23 protein-coding genes, 1 tRNA gene and 1 pseudogene are annotated in these 26324 nt (G+C 63.1%); 17 read left to right on the top strand and 8 right to left on the bottom strand.

The annotated features are described in order from the left end of the window. Window positions 1-63: 63 nt before the first annotated feature. Together KGJ62_02835 and KGJ62_02830 are read right to left on the bottom strand one after the other, a co-directional pair. Entirely contained in the window at window positions 64-249 is a 186-nt protein-coding gene (locus tag KGJ62_02835; protein MDE2125502.1) for a hypothetical protein, read from the bottom strand. Between the two features lie 83 nt (window positions 250-332). After that, complete coding sequence (locus KGJ62_02830) at window positions 333-662, bottom strand: hypothetical protein (GenBank protein ID MDE2125501.1); 330 nt, start codon at window positions 660-662, stop codon at window positions 333-335. Between the two features lie 146 nt (window positions 663-808). Between KGJ62_02830 and KGJ62_02825 the strand changes: the two genes are divergently transcribed. The 17 genes from KGJ62_02825 (at window position 809) to KGJ62_02745 (ending at window position 19741) form a co-directional block, all read left to right on the top strand. Beyond that, window positions 809-1936, top strand: coding sequence for an SUMF1/EgtB/PvdO family nonheme iron enzyme (locus KGJ62_02825; protein ID MDE2125500.1), 1128 nt, complete (start codon window positions 809-811; stop codon window positions 1934-1936). 516 nt (window positions 1937-2452) lie between these two features. Then, window positions 2453-3358: a dihydropteroate synthase gene (folP, locus tag KGJ62_02820; protein MDE2125499.1), complete on the top strand. Its 906-nt coding sequence runs from the start codon at window positions 2453-2455 to the stop codon at window positions 3356-3358. Then, window positions 3355-4128 carry a 7-carboxy-7-deazaguanine synthase QueE gene (locus tag KGJ62_02815; GenBank protein ID MDE2125498.1) on the top strand — a complete coding sequence of 258 codons (774 nt, stop codon included), beginning with the start codon at window positions 3355-3357 and terminating at the stop codon, window positions 4126-4128. The genes folP and KGJ62_02815 overlap by 4 nt, the downstream gene beginning before the upstream one ends. Before the next feature lie 44 nt (window positions 4129-4172). Next, window positions 4173-5000: an XdhC family protein gene (locus tag KGJ62_02810; protein MDE2125497.1), complete on the top strand. Its 828-nt coding sequence runs from the start codon at window positions 4173-4175 to the stop codon at window positions 4998-5000. Then, the gene (locus KGJ62_02805; protein ID MDE2125496.1) at window positions 4997-5641 is read left to right on the top strand and encodes a nucleotidyltransferase family protein; all 645 of its coding nucleotides are present in this window, start codon (window positions 4997-4999) and stop codon (window positions 5639-5641) included. Before KGJ62_02810 ends, KGJ62_02805 begins: the two co-directional genes overlap by 4 nt. Beyond that, entirely contained in the window at window positions 5634-6284 is a 651-nt protein-coding gene (locus tag KGJ62_02800) for a (2Fe-2S)-binding protein (protein ID MDE2125495.1), read from the top strand. The genes KGJ62_02805 and KGJ62_02800 overlap by 8 nt, the downstream gene beginning before the upstream one ends. 27 nt (window positions 6285-6311) lie before the next feature. Then, window positions 6312-8477, top strand: coding sequence for a xanthine dehydrogenase family protein molybdopterin-binding subunit (locus KGJ62_02795; GenBank protein MDE2125494.1), 2166 nt, complete (start codon window positions 6312-6314; stop codon window positions 8475-8477). Then, window positions 8474-9463 carry an FAD binding domain-containing protein gene (locus KGJ62_02790; GenBank protein ID MDE2125493.1) on the top strand — a complete coding sequence of 330 codons (990 nt, stop codon included), beginning with the start codon at window positions 8474-8476 and terminating at the stop codon, window positions 9461-9463. The genes KGJ62_02795 and KGJ62_02790 overlap by 4 nt, the downstream gene beginning before the upstream one ends. A 40-nt stretch (window positions 9464-9503) precedes the next feature. Then, entirely contained in the window at window positions 9504-9788 is a 285-nt protein-coding gene (locus KGJ62_02785; protein MDE2125492.1) for a hypothetical protein, read from the top strand. A 5-nt stretch (window positions 9789-9793) separates the two neighbouring features. After that, window positions 9794-10444 carry a DUF1326 domain-containing protein gene (locus tag KGJ62_02780; GenBank protein MDE2125491.1) on the top strand — a complete coding sequence of 217 codons (651 nt, stop codon included), beginning with the start codon at window positions 9794-9796 and terminating at the stop codon, window positions 10442-10444. An 82-nt stretch (window positions 10445-10526) separates the two neighbouring features. Further along, window positions 10527-11903: a hypothetical protein gene (locus tag KGJ62_02775; GenBank protein MDE2125490.1), complete on the top strand. Its 1377-nt coding sequence runs from the start codon at window positions 10527-10529 to the stop codon at window positions 11901-11903. Between the two features lie 223 nt (window positions 11904-12126). Then, window positions 12127-14538: a family 78 glycoside hydrolase catalytic domain gene (locus KGJ62_02770; protein MDE2125489.1), complete on the top strand. Its 2412-nt coding sequence runs from the start codon at window positions 12127-12129 to the stop codon at window positions 14536-14538. Beyond that, on the top strand, window positions 14539-15405 hold the full coding sequence (locus KGJ62_02765; GenBank protein MDE2125488.1) for a PHP domain-containing protein: 867 nt from the start codon (window positions 14539-14541) through the stop codon (window positions 15403-15405). After that, a complete protein-coding gene (locus KGJ62_02760; GenBank protein ID MDE2125487.1) occupies window positions 15405-16592 on the top strand; it encodes an amidohydrolase family protein in 1188 nt (395 codons plus the stop codon). Before KGJ62_02765 ends, KGJ62_02760 begins: the two co-directional genes overlap by 1 nt. 111 nt (window positions 16593-16703) lie before the next feature. Further along, the gene (gene dcm / locus KGJ62_02755; protein MDE2125486.1) at window positions 16704-18056 is read left to right on the top strand and encodes a DNA (cytosine-5-)-methyltransferase; all 1353 of its coding nucleotides are present in this window, start codon (window positions 16704-16706) and stop codon (window positions 18054-18056) included. Window positions 18057-18084: 28 nt separating this feature from the next. Further along, window positions 18085-18522 carry a DNA mismatch endonuclease Vsr gene (gene vsr / locus KGJ62_02750; protein ID MDE2125485.1) on the top strand — a complete coding sequence of 146 codons (438 nt, stop codon included), beginning with the start codon at window positions 18085-18087 and terminating at the stop codon, window positions 18520-18522. Next, window positions 18509-19741: a type II restriction endonuclease gene (locus KGJ62_02745; GenBank protein MDE2125484.1), complete on the top strand. Its 1233-nt coding sequence runs from the start codon at window positions 18509-18511 to the stop codon at window positions 19739-19741. Before vsr ends, KGJ62_02745 begins: the two co-directional genes overlap by 14 nt. A 2-nt stretch (window positions 19742-19743) precedes the next feature. Here the strand turns inward: KGJ62_02745 and KGJ62_02740 are convergent, their stop codons facing one another. The 6 genes and pseudogenes from KGJ62_02740 to KGJ62_02715 all read right to left on the bottom strand — a co-directional run bounded on the left by KGJ62_02740 (window position 19744) and on the right by KGJ62_02715 (window position 26305). Then, on the bottom strand, window positions 19744-20598 hold the full coding sequence (locus KGJ62_02740) for an HNH endonuclease (protein ID MDE2125483.1): 855 nt from the start codon (window positions 20596-20598) through the stop codon (window positions 19744-19746). After that, window positions 20588-22198, bottom strand: coding sequence for an ATP-binding protein (locus KGJ62_02735; protein ID MDE2125482.1), 1611 nt, complete (start codon window positions 22196-22198; stop codon window positions 20588-20590). The genes KGJ62_02740 and KGJ62_02735 overlap by 11 nt, the downstream gene beginning before the upstream one ends. A 13-nt stretch (window positions 22199-22211) precedes the next feature. Further along, window positions 22212-22625 (bottom strand): hypothetical protein, encoded by a 414-nt coding sequence (locus tag KGJ62_02730; protein MDE2125481.1) that lies wholly within the window; start codon window positions 22623-22625, stop codon window positions 22212-22214. Further along, window positions 22622-24520 carry a DEAD/DEAH box helicase gene (locus tag KGJ62_02725; GenBank protein MDE2125480.1) on the bottom strand — a complete coding sequence of 633 codons (1899 nt, stop codon included), beginning with the start codon at window positions 24518-24520 and terminating at the stop codon, window positions 22622-22624. Before KGJ62_02725 ends, KGJ62_02730 begins: the two co-directional genes overlap by 4 nt. A 134-nt stretch (window positions 24521-24654) precedes the next feature. Further along, window positions 24655-26063 (bottom strand): annotated as a pseudogene (locus tag KGJ62_02720) (AAA family ATPase). A 165-nt stretch (window positions 26064-26228) separates the two neighbouring features. Next, a tRNA-Met gene (locus tag KGJ62_02715) sits at window positions 26229-26305 on the bottom strand. Between the last annotated feature and the right edge of the window lie 19 nt (window positions 26306-26324).

The raw sequence follows: 26324 nt of genomic DNA, 5'->3' as shown, positions 1-26324 counted from the left end.
CGGCAGAGCCGGGCCGGGAGTGTGGGTTCAACGTTTCAGGGCAGCTTCGGCTGCCGGGCGACGCTATGGAGATGGCGGAGCTGCGAGCCCTGCCTCGGCGCAGCATTTGCGGAACATCGACGCTCTGCCGTTGGGCGTAAGCATCCGCACCACCTGCGTGGTCTTCCCGCAAAACCGGCAGACCGACTGCTGCTGCTTCAGCAGCGCGCGGGCTGCAACGTTGGTTTTGGATGTATCTTTCTTTGCCATGGTGGTCCTCCTCCGGCGCGTACGCCGCACTAATCCTTGTCATTATACCTGCACGCCGCATCCGGCGGTTCCCGCGCTGTAGGTTACCGGTTGAGCCAGAGCACCAGAGCCAGGATCAAGAGGGCCGCCAGCACAACGACGACCGTGATCACGATGCCTGGCGAGCGCTGCACCGGCGGCGGCTCCAGACTTTGAGTGGGAACCGGCGCGACGGTAGGAACCGGCGGCGCTTCGCTCCGCAAAGTAACCGGGAGCGCCGCCGGAGCCACGGGCTCAGCCGCAACTTCGGAACCGGCATTTAGAGCCGCCGCGGACGGCTCAGCGCCCAGCAGCGTGCCGCACTTCCAGCACGAGTCGGCTTCTCCAGCATCCTGATTGTTGGCGCCACACTGCGGACACCGCAAATCGCTCAATTCTGCTCAACCCTTTCCGGCGCGGTCGCGTATACTCTGAATGCGTTGTAGCATGAATACCATTATGGCCCGCATGCGCGTTGAACCGGAGTCCGGCTTGCTATTGCGCAAATCTCGCAACCGCTTTCCGTAAGGAGTCATCCGGCATGGACGACGCCGCGCGAGACCATCTCAGATCCCTTATAGCCCGGTACGGCCGGCAACTCATTGAACAGCCTGAGCAGCTCCGCGCGCTGCTCGCAGATGCCGCGCCGGACGCGGAACGGGAGCGCAGCCTGCTCATCCAGGCGGTCGAGTGTGGCGCCGTGGCCGCGCTGCGCAGCGCCTCCAGGAGCGACGGCGACGCGGTTCGAGTTGCGAGGGCGATTGGCCTGTTCGAGGGCGTAAGCGGCGTCCGAAGTGACGTGGCCAATTGGGTGATTCTGAGCTGGTTCCACGCACTGGGCAACCGCACCGAGCGGTTTGCTGACGTCCCGGACGTGAAGGCACGACCGGTGGTACCGCCGTTGCCCGGGCCACCGGAATGTCACGCCCCGCCGACCACGCATACAAACGCGAAAGACGGGGCAACCATGGTCTGGATACCGCCCGGCCCGTTTGCGATGGGCGACCCCGACAGTTTCCTCGATAGCAACCCTCCGCACACCATAAACCTCAGCGGCTTCTGGATGTACGCCAACCTGGTAACAGTGGCGCAGTACGAGTGGTTCTCCTGGGAGATGGACCGGGCGATGCCACCCGCGCCGGACTTCAATCCGGACTGGATCCGTACGGATCATCCGATCGTACGGGTAACGTGGGACGACGCCTCGGCCTATGCGGAGTGGGCGGGCTGTTCACTCCCAACGGAGGCTCAATGGGAGAAAGCGGCGCGCGGCACCGACGGGCGGCTGTATCCATGGGGAAACACGTTCGACGGGAGCAAGCTCTGGTGCAGCCGGTCAAAACTGTATGATGCCGGCGGCACCTGTCCGGTTGGCCGCCTCGGCGTGAGCCCCTACGGCTGCACAGACATGGCCGGCAACGTGTGGCAGTGGTGCGAGGACTGGTACGACATGGATTACTGGAAAACCGGCCGCGCGCGCGCTTTAGACCCGGTCAACCTGCAAGTGCCGCCTGGAAAGAGCCCCGCCCGGGTTGTGCGCGGCGGAGCCTTTGGCAACAGCATGCCCATGTACTTCCGCGCATCCTACCGGAACTACGGCCCAGCGTTTTACTACGGAAACTACGGCTTCCGCTGCGCATTCCGCACCCCTCCGGCATTGCGCCAATAGTCCGCATCCCGGCTTCAGACGCCGGCGTCACAACTGCATGGTCCGCTATGGCATCAACGCAGATGGCTGCACCGACATGGTCGGCAGCGTGCTGCAGTGGCGCCAGGGTTAACGTTGCTGGCGGTACTGAGAAACCGATGTACGGCGACTCGTGGTACGACGCTGCGCAGGAGCGATACCACAGTCGCGGAACCGCGCCACCTTCGGCGATAGCGAGCGACATCAACCTAGGTCTCCGCTGTGCTTTGCGCGGCCGGCCGGTAGGTTTCCCTTCAACTTGCTCCTTGGCGCCTCACAGTCGATGCGCCGGCCCAGCAGCGACCAGACCCGTCCGTCACATCCAGCCCATCCCGCCCGCAAGCGCCGGCCAACGCTTTCGCGGCCACCACGGATCGAAGCTGGCGGCAGCGTGGTTGTGCGCCACGCAGTGCGGTGCGCGATTCCGTCGCCTCTATTCGTCGCCTCCCAGCGCGGCCGCGTATACTCTATTTGCGTTTCCGCAGCCATGCAACCGTTATGACCCGCACACACACTGAACTCAAATCCGGTCCGGCGTCGCGCCGCCTACAGTCACTGCTGAGCGCGGCGAAAGCCGGCGAACGCACGATGGTGATGGGAATCCTGAACGTCACGCCCGATTCGTTCTACGATGGCGGCCGCCACTTTACCGTGGACGCGGCGGTGAAGCGCGGCATCGAAATCGTGTCGCAGGGCGCCGATATCCTCGATGTCGGCGGCGAGTCAACCCGGCCATCCACCTTCCGAGACGGCAAGCCGCTGCCGGCGGCCGAAGAGGCTGACCGTGTGGAGGAGGTCATCCGTCAGCTGTCGGCAGCCGCGCCCGAAACACCGATATCGGTGGATACCTGGAAGGCGGCGGTGGCTGAGCGCGCCCTGAACGCCGGCGCGGTGATGATCAACGACATCAGCGCGCTGCAGGGCGACGCCGACATGGCGCCAATGGCGGCGGAATGCGGCGCCACTGTATGCCTGATGCACATGCCGGGGCTGCCCATGCGCCTACCGGAAAACCCGGTTTATAACAACGTGGTGGCCGACGTGCTGGCCGCACTGCTCGAGGCGGTGGATCGTGCCAGTGCTGCCGGCATTCCAGCCGGGTCGATCGTTATCGACCCGGGCATCGGCTTCGGCAAGACGGCGCCGCAGAGCTTTGAACTGATGCAGCGGCTCCGCGTGTTCACCACCACCGGCCTGCCGGTGCTGGTTGGGCCGTCGCGCAAGTCGAGCATCGGCGCTGCCCTGGGCGGCCTGCCACCGGACGAACGCCTGGAGGGTACCGCGGCCGCCGTGGCGATCTGCATCGCCAACGGCGCTGCGATCGTTCGCGTGCACGACGTGTTGGAAATGGTGCGCGTGGCCCGTGTGACAGATGCCATTGTGCGCGGCTGGCCGGGCAGTTGAAGGCAAGCGTGGCAGCTCCGGAAGCCCGCCTGGTGGAGCTGTTCAGCTCCATTCAGGGTGAAGGCGTGCTTGTGGGCCGCAGGCAGGTATTCGTGCGGTTTTACGGCTGCAACCTGCGATGCACCTACTGCGACAGCCCCGAAACCTTGAAGGAGACGCCGAGCCCGGGCTTTTGCAGGGTCACACTGCCGGACCGCGCCATCGAACAGATCACCAATCCCGTGAGCGTTTCCGGCCTCACGGCGCTCCTTCGACGCTTTCTCTCTGTTCCGCACCACTCGCTCTCAATTACCGGCGGCGAACCGCTGCTCTACGCGCGCTTTCTCGAAGCGTGGCTGCCCAGCTGCCGCCAGCTCGAGCTTCCGGTGTTTCTGGAAACAAACGGGCTGCTGCCCGATCACCTTGCGCGTGTTTTGCCATGGCTGGATGTAATCTCTATGGATTACAAGGCGCCGACCGCTACAGCCCTGACGCCACGGGAGACGCAGGCACGCCACCAGGCGTTTCTGGAGAGCGCCCGCGCCAAAAGCGTCTACCTGAAACTGGTGGTTACTCCCAGCACTACGGACGACGAGCTGAATGGCGCCGTGGACCTCCTGTCGAAGGTCGATCCGGCGATACCGCTGATACTTCAGCCCGTGACGCCATGTGGAATCGAGCGGTTTGCGCCGGCGCCGGAGCGGCTGCTGCAGATGCACGCCACCGCCGCGCGGCGGCTGCAGGATGTACGCGTGATACCGCAGACGCACAAAATGATGCAGCTGCTATAGCGCAAAGCGCCGACGTATGGAAGTAGTTGGAACGAGGAGTTGCTGTGCCTCATTGGCCCGGCCGTGAAGAGACGCGCGATGTGTGGCGGCGAATCGCCGAGGCGCGCGAAGAGCGCAGACCCGTAGTGGTGGCCACCGTAGCGCGATCCACCGGCTCGGTGCCGCGCCGCATCGGAGCCAAAATGCTGATCTATGGGTCCGGCAGCGTTTTCGGCAGTATCGGGGGTGGGCTGTTCGAAGCGCTGGTGAAAGAGGAAGCCATGGCGGCGCTCGAAGCACGCCACAGCCGCCACCGAACCTGGTCGTTCAATCCCAAAGGCGCCTCACCACACGCATTCGGCGCTGTGTGCGGCGGTAGGGCCGACGTCCTTCTGGAGGTTCTTATGCCAACCGATCGACTTCTGATTGTTGGAGGCGGCCATTGCGGGCGCGCGCTGGCACGTCTGGCGGCCGGGCTGGATTTTGAAATTGATGTGGTCGACGACAGGTCCGATGTGGCTGTCTCCGAGGCCTTTCCGTGGGAAAACGTCCGCTCCGTCACCTGCCTACCGCCCGATATGGAGGGACTGCCGGACCCGGATGAGCAGACCTGGGTCGCCCTGGTAAGCAAGGGCCTGGCCACCGACGAGGCCGCATTGCGGCGCGTACTGAGATCCGACTGTGCGTATATCGGAATGATCGGCAGCCGCCGCAAGCGTGACCTCGTCTTCGAGCACCTCCGGGCGGAAGGCGCCGATGAGGAGCTGCTGCAGCGCGTCCATGCCCCGATCGGACTGGAGATTGGCGCCGAAACGCCGGAAGAGATCGCCATCTCGATTCTCGCCGAGATCATCCAGCTTCGCTCAGCGCGGCAAACGCAGGCGCCTGCATGACGGAACGATCTCGCACCGACGTGGATGCCGTGGTGCTTGCCGCCGGCGCATCCCGCCGCCTGGGCCGGCCCAAGCAACTGGAGGACATTGGCGGCAAAGCCGTGATTGCACACGTAGTGGATAACATTGTTGAGAGTGGCGCGTGTAGACGCATTGCCGTGGTGCTGCCGCCGGACCCGGAACTGGCTCTTACTATTCGTAAGGCACTGGCGGGCCGCAAGCTGACCTTTACCGAAAATGGCTGCGCCGAGTCGCCGATGCTCCACTCGATCAAACTTGGAATCGCTGCTCTACCCACGCCGCTCTACGGCATCATGGTTGCACTGGGGGATCAGCCGCTGGTACTGCCTGCGACTATTCTGGCACTATGCCGCAGGCCGCGCCGCGACGGAGTCGTCATCCCGAGGTTGAATGGCCGTAGCGGCCACCCAATCGTCATTGGCACCTTCATCCTTCACGACGTGCTGGCCATACCAGCGGCCTCGTCGTTGAAGGAGTTTATCGATTCGCGGAGAAGTTTGGTACGGTACATATCCGTACCTGATATCGGTACGGTAATGGATGTGGATACGCAGCGCGACCTCGATGCGGTGCGCGACGTATATCGAGTGCGGATGGAATTGAGGTGGGCGGATGGCTGAACGTAAGAAGAAGGTGAACCAGCGCGCGGCGTTCAGCCGGCGCCAGTTTATAACCAGCGTTGGGCTGGCGGGCGCCGGCAGCCTGGGAGCGGAAGCCCTGCTGCGCCACGAGCCTGGCGCCGATGAGCCGCTGGCCGGCTCTGCCGCAGGCGTGACTTTGGCGCAGGGTGCACATCCCGTAACCCTGCGGGTAAACGGAAAGCCCGTCACCGTAAATGTGGAGGCGCGCACCACCCTGATATCGGCGCTGCGCGATTACGCCGATCCACCGATCACCGGGCCAAAGCTGGTCTGCGATGAGGCCGCATGTGGCGCCTGCACGGTACTGGTAAACGGCAAGACTGCCTACGCCTGTATGCTGCTGGCCGTGGATGTTGTAGGCAGTGAGATCAGCACCGTCGAGGGATTTGCAGCTAATGGAATGAGCCCCGTCCAGGAGGCCTTTGTGGAGAAGGACGCCATGATGTGCGGCTTCTGCACACCGGGATTTGTAACGTCGATTACAGCACTCCTGCGCGAGAATCCGAATCCCACCGAAGAGCAGGTCAAGCAGGCGTGCTCCGGAAACATCTGCCGGTGCGGTACGTACCCGCATGTGTTTGCCGCGGCGCTGGCTGCGGCAAAACCCGCATCCGGCAAATAGCGTCTGATCGACCGCGAGGAGATTACGGTGGCACCTGAATCCGGCCCGCAATGGGGACCCAAAAACAGCCATACCTTGCTGAACCATGCCATTGAACGCGTAGATGGTCCGGCAAAGGCGACGGGATCCGCCAAATACACCTACGATATGCGCCCGCCCGGCATGCTCTTTGGTCTGGTCCTTCACTCACCGTATGCCAAGGCTGACGTGGTAAGTGTGGACCTGACTGCTGCGAAGGCGATGCCCGGTGTGAAGGCGATCTACTCCATCGGTACAAAGCGGCTGAACTACGAGGGTGATCCGGTAGCCGCCGTCGCGGCGGACACACCGGAGCATGCCGAGGATGCGCTGAGGGCTATTAAAGTCCGTTACAACAAGCTGCCGCACGCCGTCACCTGGAAGCAGGCGCTGGCGCCAAACGCGCCGAAGGTCTATGACTCCGATGGAGGTGTGCAGGGAAATCTGCGTCCCGGCAGCACGAGCGGTGACTCCGATGCAGCCGCAGCGGCGCTCAAAACGTGTGACGCCGTGGTGGAGCACACGTTCACCGTTACCCAGCAGCACCATAACTGTCTGGAGACGCACGGATTGGTGGTTGACTACCGGGGCGGCAACTCCGCCGTCGTGTACGCATCCACACAGGGCACGTTCACTATCCCCGGCGAATCTGCGGCCGACCTCGGGCTTGGCGGCGACAACGCCGTAACAGCCATTGTTGAGTATATGGGCGGCGGCTTCGGCAGCAAGTTTGGCATCGGCCTTGCCGGCCGCATCGCCTGCACACTCAGCAAGATGGCGAAAGCGCCGGTGCGCCTGATGCTGACGCGCCCAGGGGAGTATCTGGCGGCTGGAAACGGCAGCGGCGGCTACATCAAAGTCACGGGCGGCGCTACCCGCGGTGGGAAGCTTGCTGCCATGCATGCCGTTATGTACCGGCTCGGCGGTTTGGGCCAGGGGTCACTCGCCGGGCTGCCCTACATTTACAATGCGGGGACGTTTTACCGTGAAGTCAGCTCGCTCCACACCAATCAGGATGGCAGCGTGGCTCTTCGCGCGCCGGGACACCCCATTCCAAGCTTCGCGATGGAATCGATGATGGATGACCTTGCCGCGAAGATCGACATGGACCCGGTGGAGTTTCGCAAGCAGAACACCGGCGACGAAACGTACCATCGGCAGCTGGATACCGGCGCCAGAGCCATCGGCTGGGAGCGCCGGAACAAGGCGCCCGGCGCCACTAGCGGGTACGGGCCCGATGGCGCCCTCAAACGCGGAATGGGCTGCGGACTTGCCACGTGGGGAGGCGGCGGTGGCCCGCAATGCCAGGTGGATGTGTTCATTACGCCCGATTCGGCAGTGGTTGTACAGGTGGGAACGCAGGACCTGGGAACCGGCACGCGCACCTATACGGCCGCGGTGATTGCGGAGGAGCTCGGGCTGCCGGTGAGCGCGGTAACAGCCCGAATTGGCCACAGCAACTACGGCCAGGCGAACGCCTCCGGGGGCAGCACCACGGCCGCCTCGCTCGCACCGGCGCTCAAATCTGCGGCATATAACGCAAAAGTGGCGTTTCTTGCCCGGGTCGCTCCGGTGGTTGGCGCAGCCCCGGACGCCTTGAGCCTGGCAAACGAGCGCGTCTTCGTCACGGCCGATCCAGCAAAGGGCCTTACCTGGAAGCAGGCGTGCGCGGCGCTTGGCTCAACCGGCCTCTCTGCCCATGGTGAATGGGTTCCGGGCCTCTCCGGCAATGGCGTTCATGGCGCGCATTTCGCCGAGGTGGAGGTGGATACCGAGACGGGCCGGGTGCGGGTCATCAAACTGGTTGGCGTGCAGGATTGCGGCCTGCCGCTTAACCGGTTGGCGGTAAAGAGCCAGATCAACGGCGGAATGATCATGGGGCTTGGCATGGCGCTCCTGGAAACCACCGTGGCGGACGAGGCTACCGGGAATATGCTGAACGCCAATATGGAAGAGTTCAAGCTGCCTGGCTCCATGGAGATGCCGGAACTGGTTCCGATTATCGACGACGGCGATACGCGCAACGTGGTCATTGGAATGGCGGAGCCGGCAAACATTCCAGCCTCGTCGGCGATAGCCAACGCCGTCTACAACGCGTGCGGCGCCCGAGTGACGGACCTGCCCATCACACCGGACAAGGTACTGCAGGCGCTTGGCAAGGTACATGCATCATGAAAGCCTTTGAACTGCACAATCCAGCAGCCCTGAAGGAAGCGATCCAGTTGTTGGATGCCACCGACACACTGGGACATCGCGTCAAGCTGATGGCCGGCGGGCAGGACCTTCTGACGGAGATGAAGTCGCACCTCGCAGAGCCGGCCACGGTAGTCAACCTCAAGCATCTCCCTGGGATGAACCACATTACCTGGAGTGACCGCGACGGCCTCTTGATCGGTGCATTGGCAACCATTGATGCGTTGACGGTCCATCCACTGGTACAGCGTCACGCACCGGCACTGGCGATGGCCGCCGCCGTCGTGGGATCACCGCAGATCCGCCATATCGGCACACTTGGCGGCAACCTGTGCCAGCGGCCCAGGTGCTGGTACTACCGCAACGAGAATATCATCTGCCTGAAGAAGGGCGGTGACCGCTGTTACGCGGCCGTCGGCGAGAACAAATACCACGCGATACTGGGCGGCGGACCCTCGTATATCGTCCATCCTTCCGACACGGCGCCGGCGCTTATCGCGCTCAACGCCCGAGTCACCCTGGTCAGCGCCAAGGGCGCCCGCACCATCCCCCTGCAGTCGTTCTATGCCCTGCCGACCGTGGATGTGCGTAAAGAGACGGTGCTCCGCCCGGACGAGATACTCACGGAGATTCACATTCCCAACGCACCGATGAATGCGCACAGCGCGTACATCAAGTTTCGTGAGAAGGAGAGTATGGATTTTGCCATGTCTGCCGCCGCGGCCGCCCTGGAGATGAATAACGGAGTGGTTGCAGAGTGCCGCCTGGCGCTGGGAGGCGTGGCGCCGGTGCCGTGGCGCGCCGAAGCCGCCGAAGCTGCGCTGCGCGGAAAGAGGCTCACAACGGCCGCCATCGACATCGCGACCGCCGCCGCGCTGAAGGATGCCCAGCCACTGGAGCATAATGGATACAAGGTACCATTGACCAGAACCATACTGAAGCGCGCGATTCGACAGGCCGCGGCCTAAACCGGTAGAATCGGGCACGGCCGTGCAAGGAGCAGGGGTTATGCCGCACGAGAACCATGGGGCCGTAAAACTGCCGGAAAGCACTTTCTGCCGGGAAATCCGCAGCAAGAAGTTCTACTTTCTAAAGAGCGTTCCCGTGGAGGAGCATGAGTTGCTGGATGGAAGCAACCACTGCTGGTGCTACCGCACCATGCAGGTTGTTGGACCGGATGGCAGCATGGTTCTTCCGAAAACGTGCCGCCCGGGACGCACCTGCTATCGGTCCGTTTTTGAGGCATCGCCCGTGCCCGATCGTACCGGGAGCGCGTTGGAGACAGGGGAGTGAGAGTGATGAAGCTTGCAGCATGCACCGCCGCCGTCCTGGCGGCGTGCGCAACGGCCGCCATGGCGGCGCCCGGTAACGGAATATCGGCACAGTACGTGGAAGCGCGCACCGCCAGCGTTTTCGCCGGCGCATGCCACTACGGCGGCGAGGTCACCACAACGGGCCGCAAGGCAGAAATGGCGTGGCACGTCACGCGCGGCGTATGGCGTGGCGTTGATGTAAGCGGCCTGAACGCGCTGGCAGCCGTGGTGTGTACCAGCAACCTGAAGTCGGCCTCCGCTCCGCGCAAATCGGTGCTGTACATCGATAGTCGCGCTACCAACAAGCAGGCCGCCGCCCTCGCCGACGCCCTCAAGGCAACATGCGGTGCTGCATTTGGTAACCTGATGGCCATCAAGCGGGCGCCCATAGAGTTCGCGGTAACTCGCGAGCACTATACCGTCTCCGCCGAAGGCATCACACGGCTGGTTGTAGACGCCATGCCGAACCACGAATGCTGCAAGCAGCCGAACCTGGTATGGTATCAGCCGCTTGTAAAGCTGAACAACCGCCGCGTGGGTTACACACGCACCAGCGGGATGCACGAGCCCGCAATCGGCGCCAACTGGACAGATAACGGCCAGAATACCGCGTTTTACGGCGCCTTTTCGGGCTAGCAGGCAACCCGTCAGCCTCTGGTCCGGATTTCCGGCGGGGTCGGGCCCGACCGCAAAAACGCGCGTACCGATGGAGAAGATAATGCCGAATTACCGCGCATCAGGCTGGCTGATCGCAGTTTGCCTCGCACTCGTTCTGCTGCCGGGCGCAGCCACTGCCCAGGCGCTGTGGACCCGCCGGCTCGATGGCGGTTCGGGCGGCGACGATATACCAGCCGCTTGCCGTGTGGATACCGCAGGCGACCTCGTGGTAACTGGCACCAGCTATGCCGGAGCCACAGCTGGCCTCGACATCCTTACCGTAAAGTACTCATCGGGCGGCTCAATCTTGTGGCAGCAGCGCTACAACGGCGCAGCCAGCATGGAGGATGACGGCGCCTGCCTTGCGCTGGACGGCGCAAACAATGTGTACGTGGGCGGCAAGACCTATACCGGTGATCCCGCAAGCGGCGGCCACGGCTACGACTTTGTCACCGTGAAATACAGTTCCAGCGGTGTACGCCAGTGGGTAAGGACCTACAACGGTCCGGGCAATGGCGATGACGCCGTAACTGCGATTGCCGCCCTGCCGAACGGTGGGGTCGTAGTTACAGGAAGCTCCGCAGGCGCTGCCGGCGGCCTGAATTACGAAACGATTGGTTACAACGCCGCGGGCGTGGAGATATGGCAGAGCCGCTACACCGGCCCGGCGGGCGGCGCCGATATTCCTACAGCGATAGCAGCCGGGTCCGATAGCTCCGTGGTGGTCACCGGCTACTCGGTGGGCACATCCACCGCTGAAGATTTTGCGACCATCAAGTATTCGGCAAACGGCACAGTGCTGTGGAAGCAGCGATACGACGGATCCGGGCACAGCACCGATGAAGCCACGTGCGTTGCTCTCGACGGCTCCGGCGACGCCGTTGTAGCGGGGTTCTCGTACGGAGGCACCACCACCGGTTACGATTACGAGATTATCAAGTACAGCTCTGCCGGCAGCCGGCTGTGGGCGAAGCGCTGGAACAGCGCCTCCAACTCCACCGACAAGGCCGCAGCCATCGCTATCGATAGCAGCGGCAACATCGACGTAACCGGAAGCACGTACACCTCACCGGCGCGGGGTTTTGATATCGCCACGCTGCAGCTGAGCCCGAACGGCGTCACGAAGTGGTTGAACGTCTACAACAGCGCCAACAACCTGGACGACAAGCCGACCTGCATCGCCGTGGACGCTGCCAACAACGTTCTGGTGGCAGGTTACTCCGATGCCGGCCTCCAGGGCTTCAACACACTAGCCATAAAACTTACGCCGACAGGCCAGGTTCGCTGGAAACACCGGTACAACGGCGCCGCGAGCGCCGATGATGTGGCCACGGCAGCGGCCGTAGATCCGGCCACTGGAGACCTCTACGTCGCCAGCTACTCCGATGGTGGGCCAACCGCCCAGTACGATTACCTGCTGATCAAGTACGGCCCTTAGGTTGTCGCCGCGAAGCCGCGACGGGGCGGCGGATCGCTTGTCGGTTTCCGGTCTTGCCTGCGAACGGCGCACCAACCCGCTCGGAGTTGACCTCCGTTGCCCTGGCTTTTCGTGGGTGTGCCAGAGTACCCGTACCGGCGCGCAATGCGCGGCCGCGCAGGTTGTGGTTTGGCCGGAACGAAATGGACCAGGCAGCCCGCTCTGGGACTCTGGCCGGGTCCCCATGTATGGCTTACCGCAGCTGGACTACGCCGGCCCGCAGCTGCGTTCACTCACCGCCTACCACTGGCATGTTCGCGCCTGGGACGAACGCGGCAATACTTCGGATGTCAGCGAGTCCGCACGCTTTGTTACCGGCCTGATCCCGCCACGACGCTGGCACAGCCCCTGGATTGCCGCCACAACCGATACCAACAATACCGACTCGCCGCTCCTTCGTACAGGTTTCCAGCTGCGATCGAAGCCACCGGAGGCTTGGCTGGCAATCTGCGGGCTTGGCTGGTTCGCTGCTGAAATCAACGGCAAGCCGGTGACCGCCAGCGTTCTCAACCCTGGCTTTACCCGCTACGACAAGCGCGCGCTCTACTGCGTGATGGATGTTGCGAACTTGCTGCATGAGGGCGAAAACGTGCTGGCCGTCGTGCTGGGCAACGGCTGGTACAACGTTCAGACTCGTGCGGTATGGCGGTTTCACGAAGCGCCATGGCGCGCCTCCCCACGTCTGTCGGCCATCCTGGTGGATGGTGAGGGAGTCACTCTGTGCGAAACAGGGCCGCAGTGGCAAACACGTACCGGGCCGATTACGCGGAACTGCGTCTACGGTGGCGAAACGTTCGACGCCCGCCTGGTAGATCCGCACTGGTCCCAACCGGGTGCGAACCCCGACGGGTGGCGCCCAGCTCTTCGCGTACCTCCGCCTGGCGGCCGGCTGGCGGCGCAAATTGCCCCTGCGGTCACCGTGACGCAGACGCTGCCAGCAGTCGAACTTACCGAGCCCAGGCCGGGTTGTTGGCTCTTCGATTTTGGACAGGTTCTGGCCGGATGGGCGCGCCTTACTACGGAGGCTGCGCCGGGCGAAGGGATCAGCATGGAGTTTGGCGAGCGCCTCGGTGATGACGGAACGCTGGATAACCGTAACATTGCAACCTGGGTGCATTCGGAAGATGGCGCACAGCCGTTTCAGTTGGATACCTATATTGGGTGCGGCGGCAAGCAGCGCTGGGAGCCCAGCTTTACATGGCATGGCTTCCGGTATGTGCAGATGCAGGGCTGTCGCAGGCCGCCGAAGCGCCGGGATCTCGAGGCACGACTCGTACATGCCGATGTGGAACCCGCAGGACAGTTCGAGTGCTCGCTGCCGCTGATCAACCAGATTCAGCACGCGACACGAGCCGCGTATTTGGCCAACCTGGTATCGATTCCGACCGACTGTCCGCACCGTGAAAAGAACGGCTGGACGGGCGACGCGCACCTGGCCGCCGAACAGGCGCTCTATAACTTTGAGCCGACGGCGCTCTATCGGGACTGGATTCAGAGCTTTGAGGACGAACAGCGGCCCAGCGGCGAGCTTCCCGCGATTATCCCCACCAGCGGTTGGGGATACCGCTGGGGAAATGGGCCGGCGTGGGACAGCGCGCTTCTGCTGATCCCCTGGTACCTCTGGTGGTACCGTGCGGACCGCAAAACGCTAGAACGGCACTATGCCGCGATGAAGCGGTACGTGGAGTACCTCGCCGGTGTTGCCGAGGGCGGAATCCTCTCCATTGGCCTCGGCGACTGGGTGCATCCTGATACCGATACGCCGGTTGAGGTTACCTCTACGGCCTATTTCGCCGTGGATGCCGACCTTCTGTCGCAAGTAGCTGCGTTGACGGGTCACCCGGCCGATGCAGTCCGTTACCGCAAACTCGCCACAAGCGTCCGCGCCGCATTCTGCCGCGCGTTTGTCAACCACACAACGGGGCAGGTTGCCAACGGCAGTCAGACGGCGCTCTCGTGCGCACTCTACCAGGAGATGCTTCCGCGCGAGACGCGCGGCAAAACCGCTGCGCGTCTGGTGGATGCGGTCCACCACGCGGGCTTCCACCCGGATTGCGGAATACTGGGCGCCAAATACCTCCTCAACGCGCTTTTGGATGCCGGCCATTGGGAGATCGCGTGGCGCGTGATCACTCAGCGCGGCTATCCCGGCTGGGCCTGGTGGATGGAGCAAGGAGCAACGACGCTGTGGGAGAGCTGGCAGGGGGTCGATTCCCGGTGTCACATCATGTTTGGCGACATCAGCGCCTGGTTCTACCGCGCGCTGGCCGGCATAACGCCGGCAGCGCCGGGATTCCAACGCTTTCGCGTGGCGCCGTGTTGCCCCGTTGAACTGGCGTGGGTGCGCAGCCGCGTACCCACGCCGTTTGGAGAGATACACATGGCGTGGGAGCGGCGTAGTGGGCAGGTGGAAGCCGAACTGCAGGTACCCGTAGGCACGGAGGCGGAGATCGCGATTCCGGAGTGCCGCATTGCAGAATCAGCCGGAGGGCGGGGTGAGAGCGTCGACGGCCAGTGCCTGCCGGCCGGCAAATGGCGGCTTCGATGGCGGCCGTCCGAAACAACAACTCATACGTTTGAAGGAGTAGTAACTTAGATGCAACTTGACTCGCCCTACCTGGGCTCCGGTTTCCAATGGCTGCGGGGAAATCTGCACACGCACACTACCGTGAGTGACGGTGAAAAGCCACCCGAGCAGACGATTGCCGATTACGAGGCGCTTGGATACCACTTTCTGGCGATATCCGACCACGATAGCCTCGTGGACCCGGCCGACTACCAGTCCCGAACCGCGATGACGCTCCTGCCCGCCGACGAGGTGTCGGCGAACGGTTCTCACATCGGCGCAGTTGGAATAACGGCCGTGGTCGATCCATCGCCCAACCGCCAGAAGGTGCTGGACGAGACCGCCGAAATGGGCGGCTTTACGATTCTGAACCATCCCAGTTGGCAGCGGCAGTTTTCGCACTTTACCAACGCTCAGATGCTGGAGCTGACGGGTTACGCCGGCATTGAGATCTACAACGGCATCGTCGAGCGCCAGCACGGTGCGGCCATGGCCACCGACCGGTGGGACTGGCTGCTGGGACAGGGCAAACGGGTGTGGGGATTCGCGAACGACGACAAACACTTCGAAATCGATATGGAGCGCGGCTGGAACGTGGCGCAAGCTGCAGATCGCTCGCCGGCCGCGATCATCGATGCTCTGGTGCACGGAAGGTTCTACGCCAGCACTGGCGTGCAGATCGATTCGATAGAGTTGCAAGGTAGACTCCTTCGAATCGTGGCTCCAAACGCACAGCGTATCCGGTTCATCGGCGCTGCCGGTATTGAGTGCCGATATGTCAATGGCGCGCACGCCGAGTACGAGATCACCGGCGAGGAGGGCTGCTGCGTTCGCGCCGAGTGCTTCGGCGCCGGCGCGGCCATGGCCTGGTGCCAGCCTGTGTGGATAACGCCGTGATGCCCGAAACGCGGTACTCGGGGCGCCTCGTCACCACCGGACTGCCCGTGACCGTGCACTGCAGGAACGGCCGCATCCATTCCGTTGCTGAAGCGGCGGAGGAGGCTGCGGATTGCTGGCTGGCGCCGGGGTTCATCGATCTCCAGGTGAATGGCTGGGCCGGTTGGGATTTCAATGGCGACTCCTGGGGCGCTCACCAAGCAGATGCCCGCGGCCACGCCGAAATAGCCACCGGAATGGCGGCGGCAGGCGTCACCACATTCGCGCCTACGATCACCACCGCGCCACTGCACTCCATGCGGGAGCGAGTGGCAGTGATTGCTGCGAACATGGATGCGCATCCGGATTTGGCGGGCGCGACCATCGGTATTCATGTGGAGGGACCGTGGATATCGGGCGAGGATGGCCCGCGCGGCGCTCATCCCGCCAACTGCATTCGCCTGCCGGCATGGTCCGACTTCGAGATGCTGCAGGATGCGGCCGGTGGAGCGATAAGGCTGGTGACGCTGGCGCCGGAGCTTCCGGGCGCGTTGCCGTTCATTGAGCGACTGGTGGAGTCCGGTATTTCCGTTGCCGTGGGCCACACCGCGGCATCGCGGGCCGACATTCGCGGTGCGGCGGCAGCAGGGGCTACCGTAAGCACCCACCTCGGCAATGGCGCTCACGCCGTTTTACCGCGCCACCCCAACTACATCTGGCAGCAGCTGGCGGATGACCGGCTAACCGCCACAATCATCGCCGATGGGCGGCATCTGCCGGCCGAGGTGATCCAGGTTATTGCGCGCGTGAAAGCGCGAGGGCGGATGGCTCTGGTAAGCGACGTGATGTCGCTTGCCGGGATGCCGGCCGGCCTCTATGCGAATGGTGTGTACGAGGTGCAGAGCGATGGCGGACTGAACCTGGCCGGCACGCCCTACCTTGCCGGCGCAGCGCAGCGGCTGAACACCGGCCTCGAAAACCTCCTGCGCTGCACCCAGATGCCGCTCGCCGAAGCGATTGCCACCGTGACCGAAACGCCGGCACGCATCATAGGCGCCAACAAGCGCAAAGGCGCCGTGGTCCCCGGGTACGATGCCGATCTGACCTTGTTCACGCTGGGCGGCGAGGGTCAACTCCACATCAAAGCCGCGATTCGCGCCGGCGAGGTTGCGTGGTCAGCGCCGGAAGGCGGCGACAGAGCCGGGTGAGGCGCTCGATGGATAGCGGAGCGAGGCGCTAGTGACGGTGCTGCCCGCCGTCGCGCTTTTGCGCGGCTGACGGTCTGTTCACCCGGGGCTGATCAGCCGAAAAAGCGCGCTATGGGCGGGAAATGTCCAGCTTCGTTCTTGCTATGCCGGGACTCCACGTGTCAGAATGGCAAAGAGTTTCCCAGAGGGGGGCATCCCGTGCAGTCAGCCATCGCCACATCCGCGTTTTCCCAGCTTCGCACGCTGGCTGGACTGAGCATCGAGCAAGTCGGGGAACTTGGCGGCTATTCCGCCAGCACCGTGTATCGGTGGGAGCGCGGCGAGACGAATCCTCGCACGGCGGCGGTCGAACTGTTGCAGAGGATCATCGACGAACGCCGTGCCAGGAACGGGCAAGGCAGCGCTTTCCGGTTCATCGACCTGTTTGCAGGGATCGGTGGAATGCGACGCGGCTTTGATCCTTTGGGAGGCGAGTGTGTGTTCACCAGCGAACGGGACCGCTACTGCCAGTTGACGTACAAGGCGAACTACGGCTGCGACCATGAAGTAACGGGCGACATTACAGAGGTGCCGGTTAGTTCCATCCCTGAACATGATCTGCTGCTAGCGGGTTTTCCTTGCCAGCCGTTTTCGATTGCGGGGGTGTCAAAGAAAAATGCGCTCGGGCGCGCGCACGGTTTCCGCTGCGAGGCGCAGGGAACACTGTTCTTTGATGTAGCGCGGATTATCGAACATCACCGCCCGCGTGCGTTTCTGCTCGAAAACGTCAAGAACCTCGTAAACCATGATCGCGGGCGGACCTTTGAAATCATCCACCGTACGCTCACGCAGGAACTCCGCTATCACGTCCACTGGAAGGTCATCGATGCTCGCTCGTGGGTGCCGCAACACCGCGAGCGCATTTTCATCGTGGGCTTCCGCGATCCCAACGATTTCACATTTTCAGATTTCCTGATTCCCGATCCACTGAAAGGGCCAAAGCTCGGTAGCATCCTTCATCCAGGCGACGGCAGCGAAGGAGCGGACGGTCATTACACGGTCGGGAATATGCGCACGGTGTCGGATCGCTATGTGCTCACCGATCACCTCTGGCGGTATCTTCAGGACTATGCCGCGAAACACCGCCAGCGCGGTAACGGCTTCGGCTTCGGCCTGGTCGGCAAGACTGATGTGGCGCGCACCCTGTCCGCCAGGTATTTCAAAGACGGTTCGGAAATCCTTGTCTCGCGCGGGCGGGGCAATCCCCGCCGCCTGACGCCGCGTGAGTGCGCGCGGCTTATGGGCTTCGACGGGCCCAACGGCAGCGACTTCGTCATTCGGGTCTCCGACACCCAAGCCTATCGCCAGTTCGGCAACGCCGTGGTTGTGCCGGCAGTGGAAGCTGTGGCGGAGCACATGGCCCCATGGCTGACGGCACGCACAGACGTGGAAATGAAGCAGCGGAGACTGCCGCTTGTGGTCTGACATTGTAGATGCCGCCACGCGCCGCCGCATGATGGCCGGTATCCATGGCAAGGATACCAAACCGGAAATGCTCGTGCGCCGTGGACTGCATCGCAGGGGATTCCGATTCCGGCTGCATGATCGCAGCCTGCCGGGACGCCCGGACCTAATCCTGCCGCGCTACCATGCAGCGATCTTCGTGCACGGCTGTTTCTGGCACGGCCACGACTGCCCGCTGTTTCGCTGGCCGCGCACGCGCGAAGATTTCTGGCGCGAGAAGATTGCGGGCAACCGCGCGCGTGACCACAGGGCGGCGGAACTCCTAAACGAAAGAGGCTGGCGCGTTCTGACGATATGGGAATGTGCCTTCCGAGGCAGAACGGACGCCGATCGCAATACGACGCTCGACAGGGCCGCGGACTGGATCACCAGCGGTGCTATAGGTGAGGGGACGCTGAGGGGGGAGTCGCCGCGTGGCCATTGCTGACGTTTCGGACTGGCTGGATGACTTCGCCAGCCCGGATACTGTCTGGTATGTGAAACGGCTGTCAGGCAACGACACGCTGGCCAACGGCTCGCACCAGGCGGGGCCGTATGTGCCGCGCGAGTTCATGTTCCAGGTGTTCCCAGCGGTCAACAGGACCGACATCAAGAATCCCAATGTGTGGTTTGATCTCTACGTCGATTCCGGCGTGGATCACCGCAAGGTCCGGGCGGTCTATTACAACAACGCGCTGTTCGGCGGCACACGCAACGAAGCGCGGCTGACGAATTTAGGCGGACAGAGTTCGGCGCTTCTCGATCCTGACAGCACTGGCGCGCTCACCGTGTTCGCGTTCCGGCTCGACAGCGCGGGCCCGGCAATCGACTGCCATGTGTGGGTCTGTCAGCACGAAACTGAGGAGGATCTTGTTGAGGACCGGGTTGGACCAGTCGATCCGGGCAGGTTCCTGATCTGGTCGCCCGTCAAGGCGCCCGCGAACCTCGCACAGCCGGACGCACCACCCCATACAAGCTGCTGGCTCGAACGTGCCGACATGCCACCCGCGTGGCTCTCGGATTTTCCTGCCGCGGCAGAAATTGTGCACAAGGCGGTCGAGTTGCGCCCGCTGCCGACGCTGCCGCCCGACCAGCGGCTCATGCAGCGGCGCGAATGTGAGTTCGAGCTGTTCCGCAGCATCGAAGATGCGGTAGAACTGCCGCATATCCTCGCCGGGTTTAAAACGGTCGACGATTTCGTGCACCGGGCGCAGACGGTGCTGCAACGGCGCAGGATGCGCGCGGGGCGGTCGCTGGAACTGCACGCGCGCGAGATTTTCATTGAGGAGCGGCTGGTCGAGAATCAGCATTTCTCATACCAGCCTGTTTCGGAAGGAACGAAGAAGCCCGACTTTCTCTTTCCGTCACAGGGGGCCTATCAGGACGTAAGCTTTCCCGCCTCCGGCCTGCGGATGCTCGCGGTCAAGACGACCTGCAAGGATCGCTGGCGGCAGATTCTCAATGAGGCCGACCGTATTCCCAACAAGCACTTGCTGACGCTCCAGGAGGGCGTGTCGGTGTCGCAGTTCGCGGAAATGAGCGGTGCGGGTGTGCAGCTTGTGGTTCCGGCGCAACGCGTGGCATCCTTCCCTAAGGAGGTGCAGCCGCACCTACAGACCCTTGAGAGTTTCATCGGCGATGTGCGGCTGCTGACTGTCTCGCCGTAGGATCAGGACGGGCGCTGCATCTCGCGGAGTTCATCGACCGAGAACGGCGGCGAGCGCCGGTGCGCGACGGCGTGGCAGTTCGGACAGAGCGGCATCAGGTCGCTTTTCGGGTCGATGATATAGCCCGGTCCCACTTCGGATACCTGCGTGACGTGATGGACCTCTATCAGGCCCGCCGCTGCGGGACCGTATCTTTCGCCCATGTCGAGGTCGCAGGCCTTGCAGAAATAGCCGTGGATGGCGAGCGCGGCGGCACGGTTGCGGCGGTCGCGCTCATAGCGGTTCACGTCGATGCGGGCTTCTGTCCCTTCGGGCAGCCCCGCAAAATCGGGCGCGACTTCCCCGGACTCCTCGCTGTCGATCTCAAGCGGCAGCAACGCCAGCACAGCCGCCGCCGCGCGCACGGTCCAAAGTTCGATCTGGCGCATGTCCGCATCGGCATCGCCCTCGTTGATGGCGAGCATCCCGCGCCGGATGGTGAGGTCGAGGCTGCGCCACGGTGCGGACCATATCGCGTCGTCCTCGGGATTGGTTGCGATGCCGTTCACGGCCAGCGCAACATCGGCACCGGCGTCACGGCAGGCGGCAAGCACCGCGCGGAAGGTTTGGCGTCCGCTCTCATCGGCGCGGCCCATTGCTTCCACAAGCTCCCCGGCAAAGTTGCCGGGGCGGAACTCCACGTCGATCCGCCGCCAGCCGATTACGGTGCGCAGTGCGAAGGTCTGGCCAGGGGGATGTCCCGCTGGCCGCAATTCCAGCCAGCGGCTGCCGTCGCTGTCGCGTCCCTCGGTGCCGGTGAACGCGAGGCCGGTTTCCGCCGATACCCGCTTTGCGAGTGAACGAGGGTCAGGCGACATTCTCCTCCACGTCCGGCTCCGGGAGGGTTTCGACCAGCTTCTCCAGGATGCGTGACACTTCGTAGCGCATGTCACGGAACATTTCCGCAGTGCTGTCCTGCACGGACGACAGTTCCGCCACCGCCAGCGCCCACATAAGCGAGTCGAGGCCCTGCATGGTCACGCTGCGGTTGAGGTTGGGGACATAGACCTTGTGGTAATAGGGATGGCTCGTGTTGATCTGCACGGCCTTGTGCTGCTCGATCAGCGCGGGCTGGAACAGCAGCCCGTTGGTGATCCCGTCAACCGGCTGAACGAACACTTCGCCGGGCCGTTTGGCTGAGGTGATGGTGAGTTTCAGGCGGACCCTGCCATGCTTATTTTGAACGGTGGCTTCGCCCGTGGTGGGATTGACGTCATTGACCTCCGGGCCGCCAGCAGCCGCCTCGCGGTTGCGTATGTTGTTGTTCGAGGTGTCGTGCGCGCCTTCGCCCTTCTTGGAAATGGCCTTCTGCTGGCCTTCACGCGAGCGCCGGTTGGCTTCGCGCCGGGGCGCGGGCAGGAACTCGGATTCCAGCCAGGCGGCCAAGTCATCGTTGAGGATGATCTGCGATTTCTTGATGTCGAGATGGAAAGCGTCGTCCAGCTTGTGATCGAACGAGAACTCGACGCGCAGCAGCGTCAGGTGAGGCTCTTTCTGGTAGAGGCCAAGCCAGTCGGCGTCGTGGATCAGTCGGTTTTCACGGTAAATGTAGATGCCCTGCCGGTCGTTGGACAGCAGCGCAGCCTGCGCAAGTTTGTCGTTAGGGAACTCCTCCCGCCGTGGCAGGATATAGGCGCGAATGACAAATGACGCGTCGCGCTGAGCGTCAAGGTTTGTCGTGACCGAGTCCTCGGCAACCAGCTCCGACAGGTCGCGCTGGAACGGGTCCCACGGCTCGACAGGCTCGCTGTTCACCTCGATGGCGACATTAGGCGCGCGGTCGTCCGCTGGATCGAGGAACCGCTGATAGACCATTGCCACATGGCGGCGCAGCGCAAGTTCTTTCGCCTGGAGCGCCTTTTTCGCGGCCGATCCGGTTGGTCTGGAGTAGTCCTTGATGAGCCGGTCCACGTTCTCCCACAGAACGACGGTACCGGATTTGCCGGGAGCCACTTCGTCCAGCAGTTCCACCGCTTCCGCATCACAATCATCGCTGAGGAGCAGCGACCACTTGTTAACCTTTGCAACGTGGTCCAGGTCCCACGTCGCCATCAGGGCGGGCACCGTACCGTCTGCGCGTGAAATGACCGAGAGTCGCTTGCAGAACGCAGTTGAGGCGGTCTTGAGGCCGAGACCATACTTGCCTAGGCTGGCGACGCTTGGGCGCACCTTCGAGCCATACTGCATGGCATTGATAAGGCCCTCCTGGTCCATGCCCTCGCCATCATCGGCGATCAGCAGGCGGATGTCGCCGTGGACGTCGGCGGCAAGGAAAAGCTGGACCTTCTTTGCGTTGGCGGCAATCGAGTTGTCCACGATGTCCGCCACGGCGGTCTCGAACTCGTAGCCGGTATCACGCAGGCCGGCCATTACCCGTTCTGGGTCTGGCGGCAGCTCGAACTGCTGAGTTATGCTCACAATTCCTCCTCCTTTAAAGCTTTATTACTCGCCAGCGGGTGCCGAGCTGCAGGACGCCTCCGGTGACCTTCGGCTGCTGCCTGCGCGCATGTGAAACCGTGTAGCGGGCACCGCCTTTCGACAGGATCACCTCGTCGCCGACGGAAAGAGCGGCCTTGCGGATATACTTCGTCATCCGGGTCAGTCGATACTCGTTGCGGGTGCCGTCAAACAGGGCGTTGTTGTAGTAGATGAACGCAAACTCCCACATTGTCCCGCCATCGTCGACAAAGCGCAGGTGAACGCGCGGATTGTAGAGGCTCGCGTCGAGCTTCGGAAAGAATGACAGCAACGCCGGGTCTTTCGGCACAAGGATTCCGGCTTGGTGGCCGCCCGTTTCGCCCGTATCATTGGCGCTCAGCACCTTGACAATCTGCTGATCCGTCATGTTCTACTTGCGACCCGCCTGGATGGTGAACGATTCAGCGCCGCAACAATATCGCTATAGTCGTCTTCTTTCCCTTCAATTCCAATAACGGCGGTATCGGACAGCGCACGTTTGCGCGTCAGGCGCTCGTCCACGACTTCCTCGACAGTATCGCCAACCAGAAGGCGATGGACAGTCACCGGCAGATCCTGCCCGCGCCGGTGTGCGCGGGCGGAAGCCTGGTCCTCCAAGGCCGGGTTCCATTCGGGATTGTAGTGGATAACGTGGTTGGCGGCGGTGATATTGAGGCCAGAACCGCCTGCCCTGGGATTGAGAACAAGGGCGCCACCGCCCCGGACGGCGCTGAAACGGTCTATTAGCGGCTGGCGGTCATCGATCGCAAGGCGACCGTCGATGACTCCTGCAAAAGCGCCAAAGCGGGTTTCGATGTGCCGGGCAATCATGTCGGCCATCGTCGTGAAGGACGTGAAGATGATGACCTTTTCGCCTCGCGCGAATACCTCCTCCACGATCTCGTCAAGGCGACGGAACTTGGAAAACACCATGGGATCGCACATGGCCGAGGTGCCGTTCACGAGGCTTGGATGGGCGCAGAAGCGGCGCAACGACGTGAGTGCAACGAGGGTTGCGCCATCTCCGTATTCCACCATGATACGCTCGCGCTCGGCATCGTAGCCGGCAGCCTCTTGGCCATCCAGCTCAAGCACTTGGGGAATATCGATACGCGGCGGCAGGTCACTCGCCACCTCAGCGACACGCCTGCGCAACATGAGCGGTGACACCAGCGGTTCCAGCCGGGCCGCGCCGTCCATGTCATCGGGAAACTGCGACTCGAAGGCCTTGGCATCGCCAAGGTGTCCGGGAAGCACAAAGTCCATGATCGACCACAGATCGAGCAGGCGGTTTTCAACCGGGGTGCCGGTCATAGCCAAGCCAGCTTCGCGGTGCAGGCGCTTGACCGCCTTCGTGCGCTGCGCGTTCGGGTCGCGGATGAACTGCGCCTCATCGAGGACGACGACTCTCCAGCGGATCATGTTGAGCAGGCTGTTGTCGCCCACCGCGTTGTCATAGGACGTGATAATCACGTCATAGCCCTGCAATTCTGCGGGACGGCCCGTGCGCAGCGGGCCGTTGTGTTTCAGCACGCGCAGGTGCGGCGCAGACCTTGCTATTTCGCGCCGCCAGTTTTCCAGCAGCGAGCCGGGGGCGATAATCAGGGCCGGTCGCAGTGGCCCGCCGCCGGAATCGCTGAGCACGGCAATGACTTGCAACGTTTTGCCGAGGCCCATTTCATCGGCCAGCAGTCCGCCGATACCTTCCGCCAGCAGGAACTTGAGCCAGCGCCAGCCTGCCAACTGGTACGAATAGAGCACGGCATCGACTCCGGCGGGAACTTCATCGGCAGGTGGGGCAAAAACGAGCGGTGAAATCGCCTCGTCGGTCATCTGGTCATCGACCGCACCGCCCGCGGCGCCCGCCCTGCGCACCGCAAGAAAGGCGCGTAGCGAGCAGGCCCGGCCGATATGTGCGCCAGTGTTGCGCAGCAGTTCAAGGACTTCCTGGGTCGCTGCCGGTTCGACCGGATGCCACACGCCATTGGCGACCGTGTAGCCCCGCTCAAGGTCGGCAACGTCAAGCTCAAGCGTCACACCCCTGGCACTGCCAAAAATGGCATAGGCGGGGATGCCTTCGCCGCTCTCAACAATGGTCAGGGTTGGCGATAGCGGATAGCGCGAGGCCCGCAGGCCATCGGCAACGGTGGGGATCCAGGACTCAGACGGGCGGCCTTCCACAAGCGCGCGGTAAACATCTATTGCCGACGGTTGAATCCGATTTCCCACCGGATCGAGTAACGACAGTCCGCGTCCGGATATTTCCCACTGCCCTTTCAGCATCGCCCCCTCGGATCAGTTCTGTAGAGCCACCCAACCTAACGCCCAGACCAACGCCGTCACCCGCCTTTGCACAGGATCCGGTGATGATTGCCCTTGAACAGTGCGGACAACCTCGCTCGCACCGTGCCTTCACCTCACCCCGGCCCTGCTGCCTGGTCGGCAGTGGGCGTGGGCATGTCGGCCCTAGCGATCGCGGTGTGGGCCTGCTCTGCCCGTTCGTTGATCGCGGACACCAGTTTGCCGCGGTCATTGGTGAAGATGGCGACCGACTCCTTGGCTTGCGAAGCCCCTACATAGTATGACCTCTCATTGACAAGATTTGTCGCCTTGCTGTCCGCCCGGGTCATCACATGATGGGCGGCGCCGCCAAGGGCGGCCTAAGTGGTATTAGCATAAGCATAGGCAGTGTGCCGGTCGCGGGCTTCATCAAGGTTCAATGTCTGCGTCTAGTCGCGCGGATTACGGACGATGGCAACGTGGGCCTGTTCGTCAATTGCGGTCACCTCGCCGCGAGCACCATTGGTCCGGCCTGCTTCCCGGTCGTTCCGCGTGAATCGGATGCTGCGTTCGGTCTTGAGTTTGAGCGATTGCCGCGAAAATGCCTCGATGTAGCCCGCGCCCCATTGCCGCAACCGCCAATCCACCGCCCACCAGTCCTCGGATTTGATCGTCACGGCGGCTTTTGCCGGTTCGTCTGACTCCACGTGGTAGGCTTCGCCGGGTGTAACTCCCTTGTCGGCACCATCGCGGGCGAACCAGATAACATCGCCTTTGTTGTGGCTCAATGGCTCGCGGCCCTCGGCACGGGTAAGCCCCTTGTTGGCAAGGCTTTGCATCGTGACGGCGGGGCCGGACAACGCACCCGATTGGCAGAGTGCGCCGCGAGTATCGCCGTCCAGCGCATCGCCCGCTTCCCGTGACGGCTCGATGAGAAAGGGCGCGGCTCGCCTCGACCGATCCAGGCTGCTTCGCGTCACCAATAAGAACGACGCAGGCGTCTTGCATCTCGGCCAGGTCGAATAGCCGGGTAGTATCGCGCGCCGAGCACAGAGACGCCTCGTCCACGATCCACCGGGCGGATTGCCCCTGATGGGACTGGTCAAGTGACAACAAATGGCGGGCAATGGTGTCGCTCCGCGCGCACAGCGCCTCGGCCAGCACCATCGCGGACGATGCAGTTGGCGCAAGCGCGGCGGTAGAAACGTTTTGCGCTTCGGCTTCGCGGGCAAATCTCGCCAGAACCGTCGTGGTCTTCGCGGCGCCTGGGTGGCCCTGCAAGGTGGTGGTGCTGTTGCGGCTGATCAAGAGCCGCTCGCCTGCGGTGCGCTGCGCAGCACTCCAGCCCAAGCCAGACCGTTCAGCCTGCGCCGATGCGCTCTCAACGGCCCTTGGCGGCGGCAAGCGGCGATGCAATAGGGGAGAGCGTGCCGCGCCACAGCTCACTGCCTCCTGGATCGACCGGCAGGTACAGGCCCTGCGAGTCCCACGCCTGGTAAGGTTGTTCTCTGCACCTGGCGTTGCGGATGGCGGTGTCTGCCAGCATGATTGCAGTCCCGATTCTGCCGGGCGCTACAAAGCCCCCTGCTTAGGAACCATCGGGCGCACGTGCAGGCAAGGAGGGGCAATCGCCAACGAGCAGCGAATGCCCATAACCTGGCGGAAACCAGGGATTTGTCCAACTGTCCGCAGGTGTCAGCAGACAGGATGATGGTAGCGGAGGGGGGACTCGAACCCTCGACACTACGGGTATGAACCGTATGCTCTAACCAGCTGAGCTACTCCGCCGCGAGCGAGAGGCAGTTTA

The organism is Armatimonadota bacterium (assembly GCA_028871815.1).
In the GTDB taxonomy this organism is placed as follows: domain Bacteria; phylum Armatimonadota; class Chthonomonadetes; order Chthonomonadales; family Chthonomonadaceae; genus REEB205.
Note: the sequence above shows the minus strand (reverse complement) of the source record. Positions and strands in the feature narration are given on the sequence as shown.

Coding starts and splice junctions, on each gene's coding strand:
- KGJ62_02770 (MDE2125489.1), top strand. CDS start 12,127: ATGTATGGCTTACCGCAGCTGGACTACGCCGGCCCGCAGCTGCGTTCA.
- dcm (MDE2125486.1), top strand. CDS start 16,704: ATGGGCGGGAAATGTCCAGCTTCGTTCTTGCTATGCCGGGACTCCACG.
- KGJ62_02790 (MDE2125493.1), top strand. CDS start 8,474: ATGAAAGCCTTTGAACTGCACAATCCAGCAGCCCTGAAGGAAGCGATC.
- KGJ62_02805 (MDE2125496.1), top strand. CDS start 4,997: ATGACGGAACGATCTCGCACCGACGTGGATGCCGTGGTGCTTGCCGCC.
- KGJ62_02730 (MDE2125481.1), bottom strand. CDS start 22,625: ATGACGGATCAGCAGATTGTCAAGGTGCTGAGCGCCAATGATACGGGC.
- KGJ62_02800 (MDE2125495.1), top strand. CDS start 5,634: ATGGCTGAACGTAAGAAGAAGGTGAACCAGCGCGCGGCGTTCAGCCGG.
- KGJ62_02760 (MDE2125487.1), top strand. CDS start 15,405: ATGCCCGAAACGCGGTACTCGGGGCGCCTCGTCACCACCGGACTGCCC.
- KGJ62_02775 (MDE2125490.1), top strand. CDS start 10,527: ATGCCGAATTACCGCGCATCAGGCTGGCTGATCGCAGTTTGCCTCGCA.
- KGJ62_02740 (MDE2125483.1), bottom strand. CDS start 20,598: ATGTCGCCTGACCCTCGTTCACTCGCAAAGCGGGTATCGGCGGAAACC.
- KGJ62_02725 (MDE2125480.1), bottom strand. CDS start 24,520: ATGCTGAAAGGGCAGTGGGAAATATCCGGACGCGGACTGTCGTTACTC.
- KGJ62_02780 (MDE2125491.1), top strand. CDS start 9,794: ATGAAGCTTGCAGCATGCACCGCCGCCGTCCTGGCGGCGTGCGCAACG.
- KGJ62_02765 (MDE2125488.1), top strand. CDS start 14,539: ATGCAACTTGACTCGCCCTACCTGGGCTCCGGTTTCCAATGGCTGCGG.
- folP (MDE2125499.1), top strand. CDS start 2,453: ATGACCCGCACACACACTGAACTCAAATCCGGTCCGGCGTCGCGCCGC.
- vsr (MDE2125485.1), top strand. CDS start 18,085: ATGATGGCCGGTATCCATGGCAAGGATACCAAACCGGAAATGCTCGTG.
- KGJ62_02785 (MDE2125492.1), top strand. CDS start 9,504: ATGCCGCACGAGAACCATGGGGCCGTAAAACTGCCGGAAAGCACTTTC.
- KGJ62_02835 (MDE2125502.1), bottom strand. CDS start 249: ATGGCAAAGAAAGATACATCCAAAACCAACGTTGCAGCCCGCGCGCTG.
- KGJ62_02825 (MDE2125500.1), top strand. CDS start 809: ATGGACGACGCCGCGCGAGACCATCTCAGATCCCTTATAGCCCGGTAC.